This is a genomic window from Clostridium sp. CM74B_53 (assembly GCF_036318045.1).
GTDB lineage: Bacteria > Bacillota > Clostridia > Lachnospirales > Lachnospiraceae > Pilosibacter.
This window is the reverse complement of sequence record NZ_JAWQDE010000017.1, coordinates 1-14,594: the sequence shown is the minus strand read 5'-3', so window position 1 is coordinate 14,594 and position 14,594 is coordinate 1. Positions and strand designations below refer to the sequence as shown.

At 53.2% G+C, this 14,594-nt stretch carries 16 protein-coding genes; 12 read left to right on the top strand and 4 right to left on the bottom strand.

Going from position 1 to position 14,594, the window contains the following annotated elements; all coding sequences use genetic code 11:
* Nucleotides 1-123: 123 nt before the first annotated feature.
* From V2546_RS12835 to V2546_RS12820, 4 genes are all read right to left on the bottom strand, one after another.
* Complete coding sequence (locus V2546_RS12835) at nucleotides 124-1,296, bottom strand: BMP family ABC transporter substrate-binding protein (protein WP_118532619.1); 1,173 nt, start codon at nucleotides 1,294-1,296, stop codon at nucleotides 124-126.
* Nucleotides 1,297-1,298: 2 nt separating this feature from the next.
* On the bottom strand, nucleotides 1,299-2,615 hold the full coding sequence (locus tag V2546_RS12830; protein WP_329752544.1) for an amidohydrolase: 1,317 nt from the start codon (nucleotides 2,613-2,615) through the stop codon (nucleotides 1,299-1,301).
* Between the two features lie 246 nt (nucleotides 2,616-2,861).
* Nucleotides 2,862-3,089 carry an IclR family transcriptional regulator domain-containing protein gene (locus tag V2546_RS12825; protein WP_182426840.1) on the bottom strand — a complete coding sequence of 76 codons (228 nt, stop codon included), beginning with the start codon at nucleotides 3,087-3,089 and terminating at the stop codon, nucleotides 2,862-2,864.
* Nucleotides 3,090-3,162: 73 nt separating this feature from the next.
* Nucleotides 3,163-4,449 carry a TRAP transporter large permease gene (locus V2546_RS12820; RefSeq protein ID WP_118532623.1) on the bottom strand — a complete coding sequence of 429 codons (1,287 nt, stop codon included), beginning with the start codon at nucleotides 4,447-4,449 and terminating at the stop codon, nucleotides 3,163-3,165.
* 217 nt (nucleotides 4,450-4,666) lie between these two features.
* On the opposite strand from V2546_RS12820, the gene V2546_RS12815 reads away from it, so the two are divergent.
* From V2546_RS12815 to V2546_RS12760, 12 genes are all read left to right on the top strand, one after another.
* Nucleotides 4,667-6,046: a ParB/RepB/Spo0J family partition protein gene (locus V2546_RS12815; RefSeq protein ID WP_227619510.1), complete on the top strand. Its 1,380-nt coding sequence runs from the start codon at nucleotides 4,667-4,669 to the stop codon at nucleotides 6,044-6,046.
* 309 nt (nucleotides 6,047-6,355) lie between these two features.
* Nucleotides 6,356-6,712: a DUF7768 domain-containing protein gene (locus V2546_RS12810; RefSeq protein WP_178105371.1), complete on the top strand. Its 357-nt coding sequence runs from the start codon at nucleotides 6,356-6,358 to the stop codon at nucleotides 6,710-6,712.
* Nucleotides 6,699-7,784 (top strand): DNA cytosine methyltransferase, encoded by a 1,086-nt coding sequence (locus V2546_RS12805; protein ID WP_055303310.1) that lies wholly within the window; start codon nucleotides 6,699-6,701, stop codon nucleotides 7,782-7,784. The genes V2546_RS12810 and V2546_RS12805 overlap by 14 nt, the downstream gene beginning before the upstream one ends.
* Nucleotides 7,785-7,788: 4 nt before the next feature.
* A complete protein-coding gene (locus V2546_RS12800) occupies nucleotides 7,789-8,502 on the top strand; it encodes an antirestriction protein ArdA (protein ID WP_015555149.1) in 714 nt (237 codons plus the stop codon).
* 35 nt (nucleotides 8,503-8,537) lie between these two features.
* Nucleotides 8,538-9,566, top strand: coding sequence for a hypothetical protein (locus V2546_RS12795; protein WP_486463594.1), 1,029 nt, complete (start codon nucleotides 8,538-8,540; stop codon nucleotides 9,564-9,566).
* 91 nt (nucleotides 9,567-9,657) lie between these two features.
* Nucleotides 9,658-10,128 (top strand): PcfB family protein, encoded by a 471-nt coding sequence (locus V2546_RS12790; protein ID WP_055303315.1) that lies wholly within the window; start codon nucleotides 9,658-9,660, stop codon nucleotides 10,126-10,128.
* Nucleotides 10,125-11,948 carry a VirD4-like conjugal transfer protein, CD1115 family gene (locus tag V2546_RS12785; protein ID WP_329752543.1) on the top strand — a complete coding sequence of 608 codons (1,824 nt, stop codon included), beginning with the start codon at nucleotides 10,125-10,127 and terminating at the stop codon, nucleotides 11,946-11,948. The genes V2546_RS12790 and V2546_RS12785 overlap by 4 nt, the downstream gene beginning before the upstream one ends.
* A gap of 89 nt (nucleotides 11,949-12,037) precedes the next feature.
* A complete protein-coding gene (locus V2546_RS12780) occupies nucleotides 12,038-12,253 on the top strand; it encodes a Maff2 family mobile element protein (protein WP_016306504.1) in 216 nt (71 codons plus the stop codon).
* 40 nt (nucleotides 12,254-12,293) lie between these two features.
* Nucleotides 12,294-13,160, top strand: a complete 867-nt coding sequence (locus V2546_RS12775; RefSeq protein WP_055303316.1) for a VirB6/TrbL-like conjugal transfer protein, CD1112 family — start codon at nucleotides 12,294-12,296, stop codon at nucleotides 13,158-13,160.
* Nucleotides 13,161-13,173: 13 nt separating this feature from the next.
* Nucleotides 13,174-13,626 (top strand): SpoVG family protein, encoded by a 453-nt coding sequence (locus V2546_RS12770; protein WP_055303318.1) that lies wholly within the window; start codon nucleotides 13,174-13,176, stop codon nucleotides 13,624-13,626.
* A gap of 42 nt (nucleotides 13,627-13,668) precedes the next feature.
* Nucleotides 13,669-14,289, top strand: coding sequence for a DUF7007 domain-containing protein (locus tag V2546_RS12765; RefSeq protein WP_330379328.1), 621 nt, complete (start codon nucleotides 13,669-13,671; stop codon nucleotides 14,287-14,289).
* Nucleotides 14,290-14,333: 44 nt separating this feature from the next.
* Nucleotides 14,334-14,594: PrgI family protein (locus V2546_RS12760; RefSeq protein WP_329752540.1), on the top strand; the 261-nt coding region annotated here is incomplete at its 3' end.

Genomic DNA, 14,594 nt, shown 5'->3' with positions numbered 1-14,594 from the left:
GAAAGCGCCGGGCGGTCTGCTCCGGGATGACCCCGGGAACAGTATTTTCCGCCTGCTGCTTCATTTCTGCCTGATACAGGAGATGTGAACTAAACTATGGGTGCATGTCTCAGCTGTTTTCCTTTACTGTGCTCCGTTGATGATGCCTTTTAAGGTTGCCTCATCCATGCCGTAAGCGGAATCAACCTTGACCTCGCCGGAAAGCAGTTTCTCTTTTGCGTCCTCGACTGCCTTCTTTGCATCGTCAGATACAACAGACTGATAGATATCATTGTCAGCAAGACCTACAACGCCGTCCTCGATACCAAGGGTCTGATATTCACCATACGGAAGTGTTCCATCAACTGCCTTCTCAACTGCATTGTAGATGCTGTCGCCAACGCCCTTGATCGCGGAAGAGATGATGAAGTTTGCCTCGTCCTTGCCCTCGTAAGCAAGTGCCTGGTCGGAGTCAACACCGATGCAGTACTTCTTGCTTTCTGCAGCTGCCTCGATAACACCTACGGATGCCGGACCTGCTGCTACGAATACAACGTCAGCGCCGTTGGAGTACTGAGTGATCGCAAGCTCTTTTGCTGTTGCGGAGTCAACATAAGAACCAACGTAGGAAACAAGTACCTTCACATCCGGATCTACGAACTGAGCGCCCTCGATGAAGCCGACTGCAGAGTCGTTGATAACAGCTGCTGTATCCTTTGCACCTACGAAACCGATCACGTTGTCTTCGTTTGCGTATTCCATATCGGACTTTGTCGCACTTGCTGCAAGAACACCTGCAAGGAATGCGCCCTCGTTCTGCTTGTAGCTCATGGAGTATACGTTGCTTAAATCGCCGATGGTGTAGTCAACATCTGTATCAAAGATGATGAACTTCTTCTCCGGGAACTCCTGAGCAACCTTCTCTGTGATCTCCTTCATATCCCAGAGACCTGTGATGATAAGGTCTGCATCGGACTCACAAGCGTCTAACATGGAACCTTCAAACTTTGTCTTGTCGCTGCCCATCTCGACCATGTTTACTTCAACCTTGTCGCCAAGCTCAGCCTCAAGCTTTTCCATGCCGGCCTGCGCGGAATCATTGAATGCCTTATCACCGAAAGAACCGGTAACAAGAAGTGTCACTTTTAACTTCTCACCGTTTGTCTCTGCCTTTGCTGCCTCCGCAGTTGTTTCAGCAGCTGCAGTTGTCTCTCCTGCTGCGGCTGTTGTCTCAGTCTTGCTCTCGCTCGCGCATCCGAACAGCATGGAAGCTGCCAGTGCCATAGCCAGTGTGCTGCATACGATTTTCTTTCTCATAATTAGTTGTTCTCCTTTTCGTAAAACGTTGATTTATTCAAACTGTCCAGGGTCTCCAGATAGTTCTCCTTGTTCATTACCGGCTGGAATGCCTCTTTGATCTTCCATGCAGAAGCACCGCCGTCAGACAGCAGGTCGATCACGGTGTCCGCAAAATAATGTGCCGGAACACAATATGCCTGTTCAGGATCCACCGTCTTAAAATCTTTTCCGTGGATGCTGCCTTCAAATCCGGCAACTCCGATCTCGACGATCGGCCACATCAGTGACAGATCTCCCATATCACCGGAAGCAAATCCGTGGGTTCCCTGGGCGATCATGCTCTCATCGATGTAATCCAGAATATGTTTTTTCACAAGCGCTGTCAGGTTCTCGTCCTGATGAAGCGGGAAGTATCCCGGAGTATCCTGGATCTCCAGATCACAGTTGATCGCAAGTGCACCTGCGCGGATCGCACGCGTTACTTTCGCGTTCGTCTCGAAGATCGCCGGAACGGTTTTCGCCCGGACATACATTTCCAGCTGCGTTCTTGCCGGGATCGTGTTGACGGACTGTCCGCCTTCCGGAACGAAGAAATGGACACGGATCGCATCATCAGCGCGGAATGTCTCGCGCAGGAAGTTGATTCCGGTCATTGCGAGATTGACTGCATTTAATGCATTTACACCACCTTCCGGATTTGCGCCAGCATGCGCCGCCTTTCCAGTAAAGATCGCGCGTTTCATGATGAAACCGTTTAAGCTGGAGCCGATCTCCGCATGATATTTTGTCATGTCGATCCCCATTGCATGGCAGGAAAGCATGAGATCCACATCGTCGAACACGCCTGTGGCGATCATTTCCTGTTTTCCTGATGGGTGGGAGATCTTTCCCTCTCTGATCAGCTCTTTCCGGTAATCCATATCGCAGAATTCTTCTGCCGGCGTTACAAGAAGTGTAACCTTGCCGCAGAGATCTTTCAACATCCCTGATTCTTTGATCGCCAGGAATAAACTCATCATGACGCCGAGCTGACCGTAATGACCGCATGTGTGGGCGGCATAGCTGTCCTCGCTGGCATACGGATGTCCGAAAGTCGGAACTGCGTCAAATTCCGTGATCAGACCGATATTCGGACCCGGTTTTCCCGAATCCAGCACAGCGCGGATTCCCGTGTAAGCAACATCCTCATGCGGGATCCCTGCTTTATCCAGAGCCTCGATCGTTTTTTCTCTCGTTCTGAATTCCTTGAATCCAAGTTCCGGATGGCGGTAAATGTCCTCACTCATCGCGATGATCTCCGGAAGGATCCGGTTTAATGTTTCATGAACCTGTTTCATGGTCTTTTGTTTCCTCCTTCACTACACTTGCGGGATCTGCCCATCGACTGTCCCTTCCCGGACCAGTGCTCTGTTTTGTGTCTGCGGACCCCTCTGATCATTCATGATCTACTGGTATAGTGCAGAACTTATCATACATAGTTTTATAGGTAAATGTCAAGAATATTTCTTTTCCTGGTAAATAAAAAGCAGGCTGCCGCACATTTCATGCAGCAGCCCACTTGCCAACTGTATTCTCCGGTCTTTTTATCTCTGTCGCACTGACTTGGAGATCTGTTCCGCAAATTGTCGTAAAAGACAGATCCTTCTGACCAGTTCTCTCGTATTTCCATCTTTGATCGACACAAATGTCAGCGCTGCCATGATATCACCATAAAAATCAAAGATCGGGCATGCCGCTTCCTGCTTGTAGCTCTGCTCTTCGCAGTCAACGAGCGTATATCCCTGCCGGCGGATATGTTCCATCTCCTTCATATCCGGCTCCATATACTGATAAGCGCGGTCATGAAACCAGCGTGTTTTCTATCAGTTTTTATGATTTCTGCGCCTAATAAATGATATTTACGAGTCCGGTCGAGCAGATCGGGATAAAGGTAAGGATCAGAAGGCAGCCGAATAACAGTGCATAGAACGGAACAGCCTCTTTGATGAAATCCTTTGTTGAGCACTTTGTGACACCGCAGGTTACGAACATCAGGGTTCCCATCGGCGGTGTGAAAGCACCGATGGCATTTGCGAAAATAAATACCATCGCGAAGTGGATCGGATCGATTCCGTATGCTGTCGCGGCCGGCGCAAATAACGGCACGAGGACGATCATGCTGGCATTTCCCTCTACGAACATGCCGACAAAGATCAGGAAGATATCAACAGCAACAAGGAAAATCCATTTATTATGGATCACAGAGATCATCCACTGGGTAAACATCTGCGGGATCATCTCTTTTGTGAGGATCCAGGAGAATGTAGACGCCGCCGCAACGATCAGCATGATGGATGACGTTGTCATAAGAGTCTCTTTTAAGCCCTGACGAATTTCATTCGGTCCCAACTCTCTGTAGCCGAATCCGAGGACAGCAGCATATACGATTGCAACAGCACCGGCCTCTGTGGCCGTAAATATACCGAGACGAACGCCGCCGATGATGATGATCGGAAGGCATAACGGGAGAATTGCCGGCTTAAAGGATGTCCAGAACATCGTCCCCGTCATTTTGTCTTTGCGGAGCGGAAGATAACCGCGTCTTCTTGAAATTCTGGACACCATAAACATCATTGTTATACAAAGAAGAATACCCGGACCAAAACCGGCAATGAACAATTTACCGATTGATACATTCGCAATACAGCCATAGAGAATCAGTCCAATTCCCGGCGGGATTAACGGTGTGATCATACTGGAAGCCGCAGTTACTACCGTGGAAAATGCTTTGCCAATCCCTTTGGATTCCATCTCCGGAACCAGCATCTTTGCCTCCATCGCGGCATCCGCAAGTGCGGAACCGGAAAGTCCGCCCATCAATGTACTAAGAAGGATATTTACCTGTGAAAGTCCACCGTACATTCTTCCGGTCAGGACCGCACAGAAATCCATGATTCTCTTTGTAACCCCCGTGTAGTTCATGAGAACACCTGCACATACGAAAAACGGGATTGCAAGAAGTGTCACACTCTCGGAACCGGTAATCGCCTGCTGTGCAAATACAGCCGGATTAATACCCGGAGTCAGTATAAAATAAACAACGGAAGCTCCAAGCACTGCCACAAATACCGGAATTTTAAAAAACAGCAGGGCAAGGAGAATGATCGCCATAATACCAACAGCTGAATTCATACGTTCTCCCCCTTTCCACCGTCTTTAAACAGTTGCAACGGTGTACAAAGGGAACATAATAAAAAACTTAATAATGGACTGCCAATCTTACACAAAGTACCGCCCAAACGAGACTACGGGCGGTATTTTTGTATCATGGCGGAGAAAGGAGGAACTTCCCACGGGGGCTTGACTGAAAAGTTGAGCCCCTTTTTTCATGCCAAAAAACAGGAGGTAAATGCTTATGGCAGATGATAAAACCACAAAAACGCCGGAACAGCCGGTAACGGATAGCGGGCCGGGCAAGGAAACGCCTCCCGCTCCCCCAAAAGAGCCGGAGAAGGTTTCCGTTTCCCCGGAGCCGGAAAAAAAGACGGAACCAGAAGTAAAGAACCCACAGGTTTCTGTCTATAACTTCGCTGAAATTATGAAGGAAAAGAAAGCCGAGGAACGGGCGGCAACTCCCAGCGGGGAAAAGCCTGACCCGACAAAAGCGGAGAAACCGGAAAAGCAGCCGGAGGCTCCGAAGAAAGCGGAGGAAAAACCCAAAGAGCCGGAACAGCCGAAGCGCCGGGGCCGTCCCCCGAAAGAAGATAAGGACAAGGCCGCAGCCCTGAAGCCCAAAGCTCCTGCACAGAAACCGGAAAAGGCGGTCAAAAAGGAACCGGAGAAAAAAACGGCTCCAACGGTACAGGCTGCTCCCGCTCCGAAGGAATCCGAAAAGCCGAAGGATGCACCACGCCGGGGCAAGGAGCAGATCGTCTATATCAAGCTGAACGAACTCCACGCCTTTAAGAACCATCCCTTTGAGGTCCGGGATGATGAAGAAATGCGAGCTATGGTGTCCAGCGTCAAGGACAAGGGCGTGACCCAGCCCGCTATCGTCCGTCCCCGTGAGGATGGCGGCTATGAGATCGTATCCGGCCACCGCCGCCAGAAAGCCAGCGAGCTTGCCGGATATGCGGATATGCCCTGTATCGTCCGAAACCTGACGGATGATGAAGCCATCACGCAGATGGTGGAGGACAATCTGAACCAGCGTGAAGAAATCCTCCCCAGTGAGCGGGCCAAAGCCTTGAAAATGCAGCTTGAATCCATCAAGCACCAGGGCTCCCGCACTTCGGGCCAGATTGACCCGAAGGACGCAGGCAAACGCTCCAACGAAATTGTGGCCGAGCGCAATAAGATGGCGGTCAAGCAGGTGCAGCGGTATATCCGTCTCAATGAGCTGGTTCCCGACCTGATGAAGCTGATGGATGAAAAAAAGCTGGGCTTTACTACGGCGGTGGAGCTTTCCTATATCGGCAAGAAGAACCAGAACTATATCGCCGTCGCCATTGACAGCCAGCAGTCCTCGCCTTCACAGGCGCAGGCAAAGCGTATGCGTGAGTTGGACGAAAAGAAACTGCTCAACGGGGATGTGATCGACGGCATTATGATGGAGGACAAAAAGGAGGTAGACAAAGTGATTTTGACAGGTGCGGAACTGAGCAAGTATTTCGGCAAGGAAACTACGCCGAGGGAAATGAAGGATCAGATCATCAAGCTGCTGGACGACTGGAAGGGTCAGCAGAAGGAACACGAAAAGCCGGAGAAGAAAACCGAACAGGAAAAGTAAGCTAAAACTTCGGGTCAGCATGGCCCGAGGATTGCGGGGCTCTGCCCCGCGCCCCGAAGCTCTGGAGATATAAATTATTCCCCGTCGCCAGTTATTCCGTAGCATAGCCGGGAAAATCAGTCAAGGGCAGCGCCGCCGCAGGCGGTGCCAGAGGCACCCTTGACGGATTTCTCCCGGTTATGCTTTTTCCCGGTCAAGCGACGGGGATATAAATTCTCCAGAGCCGTTCCCCTTCCCGGGGGAAGGGGCGGAGGGGTTGGGCGAACTCTTGCTTTTCCCTAAACCAAAACAGAAATGGAGGCTCAACCAATGAAACGACCTTTAGCATACCTGACTGCCGCATGGAGCGGCGAGCCGGATGTTGATATGGAGCTGGCGGCCCACTACTGCCGCCTTGCTTATGAGGCGGGCTTTTCCCCGATCTGCCCGCTCTTGTACCTGCCGCTGTTTTTGAATGACAGCGTTCCCGAGGAACATAAGGCCGGGATTGATATGCGCCGGGATATGCTGCGGCGCTCCCATACCCTGATTGTCTGTGGCAGCGTTGTGGACGAGGATGTAAAAAACGATATTGCGGTTGCCGGACGGCTGGGCATTGCGGCGACAACGCTGGAAGGGGTGCTTGCCGTGAAGGGACACGGCACCCCGGGCTATGCCGGACATTAAGCTGGGGAGCCTTTTCGACGGGATTGGCGTGTTCCCTCTGGCTGCTTCCCGGTGCGGTATCCGTCCGGTCTGGGCCAGCGAGATTGAAAAAGCGCCCATCTCCATAACCAAAAGGCACTTTCCCGACATGGTGCATTTGGGGGATATTACGAAGGTGGACGGCGGGAAAATCCCGCCGGTCCATGTGATAACCTTCGGCTCTCCCTGTCAAAACCTTTCTCTGATCGGCAACCGCTCCGGCCTTGCCGGGGCAAAATCCAGCCTGTTTTATCAGGCGTTTCGTATCATACAGGAAATGAGGGATGCCACTGATAACCTATATCCAGCTATCGCTGTTTGGGAAAACGTCATGGGAGCGTTTTCTACAAATGACCGGATGGATTTTAGAGCCGTCCTATCCGCCTTCTCGGACACCGAAGTTCCAATGCCTCCTTCTGGAAGATGGGGAAACGCCGGAATGGTGCGAGGGGGAACGCCTGATGTGTGCTGGCGGCTCATGGACGCCCAGTATTGGGCAGGCTCCCGAAGGCTGGCACGAAGGCAGCGGATTTTCGTCGTGGCGGATTTTGGAGGCAGACGTGCCGCAGACATACTATTTAAGCCCCGTCCAATGCTCCCACTTCCTCCGCCTTGCGGAGAGGGCGGGCGGGCCGCCGCCGAAGGAGATCGAACAGCTTCTTTTGAAACAGGGCGGCAGATACCAGTCATCCACCCCTTTCAGTGCTTCCGTATGCGGGGAGCGGCAAAAAGGCAGGAAGAAACGGCCTTCCGAAACAGCTTCGGATTACCAACTGACCCTTTTCCCACTCTTTTAGCCAGTGATGTAACGCCCTTTGCCTTCTGGTATGAGGGCGACCCGGAGGGCGGCTGTATCCGTTTTCTGACGGAAACAGAAAGTGAACGGCTGATGGGGCTGCCGGAGGGCTGGACAAAGTACGGGGCGGACGGCATGGAGATCCGGCCTCTGCAACGCTACAAGGTGCTGGGAAATGCGATTGCCCTCCCTTGTGCCGATTACATTATGGCCGGGATCTATGAGGTGCTGGCTGACCGGGCCGGAAAGGAGGAATGAGCCCATGTTTGAAGCCTATATAACCAATACAGCCCTATACCCCTTAATGGGGATTGAGGTAGGGACAACGGTACATTTCCCCACGACGACACAGGAGTTGCAGGCCGCCCTTGCCAAAATCGGGATAGACGGGAAACGGTACAGCGAAGTATTCTTTACCAGCTTTGACAGTGATGTGCTGGGGCTCTACGATCATCTCTACGAATGTGAGAACATCGACGAGCTGAACGAGCTGGGCCACGCCCTGCTGGAAGTACGGGATAAGGGCGGACTGGAAACCTTTGAAGCCGCTCTTGTCTTGGGAAACCACACAAGGAGCGTGAAGGATTTGATAAACCTGACGCAGAACCTTGACCTTTACCGCTTTTACCCGGATATTTCCGATGATGAAGGGCTGGGCCGTCTTTACGCCGACGAGCTTGGGACTATCGACATACCGGAGCACATTCAGAACTACTTCGATTATGAGGCATACGGGCGGGATGTGCGTATCAACGAAGGCGGCGTATTCGCTCCCGGTGGGTATGTGTCGGCAGTCCCGGAGGGCTTCAAGGAGTATTACCACGGGCCGCAGGACATTCCGCCGGAACACCGGATATTTGCCTATCCTGAAAAGGCCGAGCCTGTCCACTCCATTCTCGCTGCACTCAAACGGTTTCAAGAAGCCCCACCCGCTCCGAAAAAGGACAAGGCGGGGCCTTCCCATGAAGAACGGTAAGACTTCGGGCCAGCATGGCCCGAAGCATAAAGGAGGTGCATACCATCAACTATTACCCTATCAATGAAGGAGCCGCCCGCCGGGCAAAAGAAATGAACAGCTTTTCCGACTACAAGGAAGGGAGCGCAACGGCGGAATACAGGGCAATGGTGGACAAGGCCGCCGCCATAGCGGAAAAGCAGAAATCCCGGGTGGACCCCATGTACCATGAGAAGATCGACCATCTGTTAGACACCTACGCCCGCAAGCTGGCCGAAAACATGAACCAAGGCTTTGCCATTGACGCGAGGGTTCCCTCTGTGATGATCGCCGGGCCTTCCAATTTCCCGGTGGGAAAGAAGGAAAAACAGAACCGGGCGCGGGACAGCAACATGGAGGAATGGCGGCATATTCAAGGGCTGCTGGATAAGATACGCAGCACCGGCATGGGCGGGATCAGCGCCGATGACCCGGCAGCGATTGAAAAGCTCCAGAAGAAGCTGGACGGGCTGGAACGCTCCCAGCTCATTATGAAGGAGGTCAACGCCTATTACCGCAAGCATGGCAAGCTGGACGGCTGTGCGCTGCTGTCGCCGGACCAGATTGAAAAGCTGAAAGCAAGCATGGCGTCAAGTTGGCGAAGCGACCCGAGGCCCTTTGAAAGTTACCAGCTAACCAACAACAATGCGGAGATCCGCCGGGTAAAGGCCCGTATCGAACAGCTTTCCAAACAGGCACAGCAGGAATTTTCCGGCTGGGAGTTCGATGGGGGTCGTGTGGAAATGAACCGGGAGGACAACCGCTTGCAGGTGTTCTTTGACGGAAAGCCTGACGCGGACACCCGGGCCGAGCTGAAAAGCAGCGGCTTTCGTTGGGCTCCCAGCGTGGGCGCATGGCAGAGGCAGCTCACGGACAACGCCATCCGGGCGGCTGACCGTCTGGAATGTATCAAGCCGCTGTCCGGCGAAAAGCCCTCCCAACTTCAAAAGAAGCCCTCTATCTTGCAGACCATGCGGGAACAGGACGAAAAAGTCCAGACGGAGCCGGAAAAGAAAGCTCCGTCCGGCAGAGATGCCGAGCGGTAAGCCTCGGGCCACATTGGCCCGAGGTTTTCTGTTCCCCGAGATTGTACGGGGGCCTCCCGGATAGCGGGAACCCCGACGGAAAGGAGGTTTTATGCAGGAAGAAGTAAACCAAAAAACGGTTGCCCTTTCGATCAGGACAACGAAGCTCACGGGAAAAGTGCTGGCTGCCGCTCTTGGGAAGGTAGCGCGGGCACTGCAAAAGCACCACCGGAAGGCGCTGACCCCGCAGGGACGCCAGAGCGTGAAAAAGCTGATGAACCACTATGGCGGCAAAAGTGCCATGCCCTATGTGGGAGCTCCAAAGGATTTTGACCGGATCGCGAAGAAGTTCCATGTGGACTACGCTTTCCATAAAGTGAGCCCCGGTCATTACCTACTGTTTTTCAAAGCCAATCAGGCGGACGCTATCACGGCGGCCTTCCAGAAGTACAGCGCAAAGGTGCTGAACAAAGAGCAGGACAAGGCTTCCATCCTCGGCCAGCTTCGGAAATTCACGGAGCAGATCAGGACGCAGGCAAAGGAAAAGCAGCGGACCAGAGAGGCGGTGAAGGACGGACGTTGAGTGACAAGATCAGAAAATATGTGCTCCCAAACCTGCCGTACCTCTTTGTGTTCTGGTTCTTCTCCAAAATCGGGACGGCCTACCGGATCGCCCCCGGCACAGACTTCGGGACAAAGCTCATGGGGATGCTCGATACCTTCCCCAAAGCCTTTGAAACCTACTGGCCGGGGCTGGGCGGTATTGACCTGCTGGTGGGCCTTGCCGGTGCGGCTGGGGTGTATCTGCTGATACAGTCAAAGATCAGGCAGGCGAAAAAATTCCGGCGGGATGCGGAGTACGGCACCGCCCGCTTTGGAACAAAGGAGGATATAAAGCCGTTTGTAGACCCTAAATTTCAGAACAATGTCATTCTGACCGGGACGGAGTTCCTGACCATGAACACCCGTCCGAAAATACCCGCCAATGCCCGGAACCTAAACGCCTGTGTCATCGGCTCGTCCGGTTCGGGTAAGACAAGGTTCTGGCTGACCCCGCAGCTCCTTCAAGCCCATTCCTCGTATGTGGTGGTAGACCCGAAGGGCGGCACCCTCGACCAGTGCGGGCGGTTCCTGCAACGGGAGAAATACAGGGTGCGGGTGTTCAACAGTATCGACTTTTCAAAATCCATGCACTACAATCCGCTGGCCTATATCAAGACGGAAAGCGATGTTTTGAAATTCGTTACTGCTCTGATCGCCAACACCAAAGGCGACGGCAAGGAGGGCGACGAGTTCTGGACCAAAGCCGAAACCCTCTTGTACTGCGCCCTTGTGGCCTACATCGTGTTTGAGGGGCCGGAGGAAGAACGCAACATGAATACGCTGGTGGAAATGATAAACAGCATGGAAGTCCGGGAGGATGACGAAACCTTCAAAAATGCGGTGGACTATATGTTTGACGGGCTGGAACGCCGCAGCCCCCAGCACTTCGCCGTGAGGCAGTATAAGAAATACAAGCTCGCCAGCGGCAAGACAGCCAAAAGCATTTTGATTTCCTGCGGTGCAAGACTGGCTCCCTTTGATATTCCCCAGCTTCGGGAGATCATGTCTTATGACGAACTGGAGCTGGATAAGCTGGGGGATGAAAAATCAGCGCTGTTCTTTCTTATCAGCGACACGGACACCACCTACAACTTTTTGGTTGCCCTCGCTTTTTCGCAGATGTTCAACCTTCTGTGTGAACGGGCTGATAACACCTATGGCGGGCGTCTGCCCTACCATGTGCGGGTGCTGTGGGACGAGGCAGCCAACACCGGACAGGTGCCGGGGCTGGAAAAGATCGTGGCCGTCATCCGCTCCCGTGAGATCAGCCTGACGCTTTTTTATCAGGCAATGAGCCAGTGCAAGGCATTGTACAAAGACCATTCCGAAACCATCATGGGCAACATGGACAGTATCGTGTTTCTCGGAGGCCGGGAGGCTTCCACCCTAAAGGATATTTCGGAAAACTGGCTGGGCAAGGCCACCATCTCTATGCAGACCGAGGGCCGAAGCCGTGGACAGTCTGAAAGTTACAGCCAGAATATGCAGCGGCTTGGCCGGGAATTGATGACCACCAGCGAGATCACCACCATGCCCGGAGATAAATGTATCTTGCAGCTTAGGGGGCTCCCACCCTTCCTGTCCCCGAAGTATGACTTGAAAAAGCACCCGAATTACAAGTACACAGCCGAATTTGATAAAAAGAAAAACGCCTTCCGCTTGGAAAGCCTGTTCCGCCACCGGCCATTGAGACTAAATCCGGAGGACGAATACATGGTGTACGAAGTGGACGGCTCCGACACGGACGAAGAAGCTGACCTGTTGAATTTCGATGATCTGGACAGCGACGAGTTTGTGTAACTTCGGGCCATGATGACCCGAAGCGCCGCCGATGTGGGCGGCTTTTTTTGTACCCAAAACCATCAAACAAACAAAATGGAGGAACGTATATGGAATTTTTCAATCAGGCAATCGACATTCTCAAAATTCTGGTTATGGCTCTTGGTGCCGGTCTGGCGGTATGGGGCGTCATCAACCTTCTGGAAGGTTACGGGTCGGACAACCCTGCGGCAAAATCACAGGGCATTAAGCAGCTCATGGCTGGCGGCGGTGTCGTTCTAATCGGTCTTCAGCTTATCCCTCTGCTGTCTGGCCTGTTCAGCTAAGTGTCACCCGTTGTCCCTTTTCCAGAAAAGGAGCTGATGTATGGACTTTATCATCGACGCAATCGTTGAATGGCTGAAAGGTCTGCTCGTCGATGGTATCATGGGAAATCTGGACGGCCTTTTCGATAACGTCAATCAGAGCGTTGGCGAGATCGCCACACAGGTAGGCACGACCCCGGCGGACTGGAACGCCGGGGTCTTTTCCATGATACGACAGATCTCCGAAACTGCCATTCTGCCAATCGCTGGGGTCATCCTCACTTTTGTTATGACCTATGAACTGATACAGATGCTCATAGAACGCAACAACCTCCATGAAGTTGACACATGGATGTTTTTTAAGTGGGTGTTCAAAACCTTTGTGGCTGTGATGATCCTGACGAACACCTTCAATATCGTGCTGGCGGTCTTTGATGTGAGCCAGCATGTGATACAGCAGTCAGCGGGCATTATCCAGAACGGGACAGAGATCACGCCGGATGTGCTGGACAGTTTGCGGACAGAGCTTGAGGTGATGGAGTTAGGTCCTCTGTTCGGACTCTGGCTACAATCCTTCCTGATCCAGCTTACCATGATTGCCTTAAACATCGTGATCTTCGTCATCGTATATGGCCGTATGATTGAAATTTATTTACTCACAAGTTTAGCGCCTATCCCGTTTGCCACAGTCCCCAACAGGGAAACCGGACACATGGGGCAGAACTATTTCCGCTCCCTCTTTGCGGTGGGCTTTCAAGGTCTGTTGATCTTGGTCTGTGTCGCCATCTATGCGGTGCTGATCCAGAGTATCGCCACCGACGGCGACCCCATCGGGGCGATCTGGGGCTGTGTGGGATATACGGTGCTGCTGTGTTTTACCTTATTCAAAACAGGCAGTCTTGCAAAATCCATCTTCGGCTGCCATTAAGAGACTTCGGGCCATGATGACCCGAAGCGGAAAGGAGAAATCCATGCAGGAAAAAACTGCGGGCGGAACACCAGCCGCCCCTATAAAGCTGGATGTAAGCGTGCGGGTCATCGAACCTGTGAAAAATCTCATGGGCTTTGCCAGCGTGAAATTCAATGACTGCTTTGTGGTGGAAAATCTGAAAATCGTACAGGGCAGCAAGGGCCTCTTTCTTGGGATGCCCAGCCAGCCGGACGGCAAAGGCGGCTATCGGGATATGGCCTACCCTGTCACAAAGGAGTTCCGGGAACAGCTCAATACTGCTGTTCTGCAAGCCTATGAGGCAAAGCTGGAACAGATGGCGGAGCGCGGCTCTGTGGGGCGTGCGTCCATCAGCGATCAGCTCAAAGCCGGAAAAGCGGCTGCCGAACAGGCAAAGGCAGAGCGGCCTCCGAAGGAAAAGCCCAGCCGCAGCGCAGAGCGTTGACCTCGGGCCATGCTGGCCCGAAGCAGAAAGGAGGCGGGAACCATGCCACGCAAACGGACGGGCTATGACGCGGCCTGCTATTACGACGGAAAACTGCTGGGCCGCTGTACCAAAGCGGACAGCGACGCCTATACCCTGTTGATGAACGCCTGCGGCGGGGACGCCGCCCGTGTCCTGCGGGAATACGCCTACTTTTCCCCGGAGCTGAAGGCCATCTTGGAAAAGGCGGCTCTCATGCAGGCGGATCGGAGCCTGACGGGCGGGATGTTCCATGCGCCGAAAAGCTCCCCGTGGGGCGAGGTGCAGAGCTGTGAAACCCTCTGTCCGGGGGTGTTTTTGGTATCTACCGCCAGCCACGGCGGAACGATGGTGGCAAACGAGGTAGCCGCCGTTCTCTCCCCGGCGGCCAAAAAATGCGGCTTCAAGGACAAGGGCTATATTTGCTATGAGGAGGACGCACAGGAAAGCGTAGTGCTCCGGGAGCTGCTGGACAAAAAGCTGTGGAAAATCCCTGACCGCATTAAGGACAAAGGACAGTTTGAAGAAAAACTCAATCAGTCCATCCGGCAGTATCACCCCGAATACTGGCGGGCAAGGCAGAGCGGACGAGAGGCCGCCGAAGCTGCCCGCAGCACAGCCCCGGCCAAAGAGGCCGCAAGATAACCTCGGGCCATGCTGGCCCGAAGCAATAAAGGAGGTGTACCAAAATGGCCTATGTGCCAGTACCAAAAGACCTTTCCAAAATCAAGACAAAGCTGGCCTTCAACCTAACGAAGCGCCAGCTTGTTTGTTTTTCCAGCGCGGCGGCGGTGGGCCTCCCGGCTTACCTGTTTTCCCGTGGCAGTATCGGGAACAGTGCCGCCATGTTCCTGATGATCGGCCTCATGCTCCCGTTCTTCTTTCTGGCTATGTATGAACGAGACGGTCTGCCGCTGGAAAAAGTGCTGAAAAACATCATCCGCACCCGG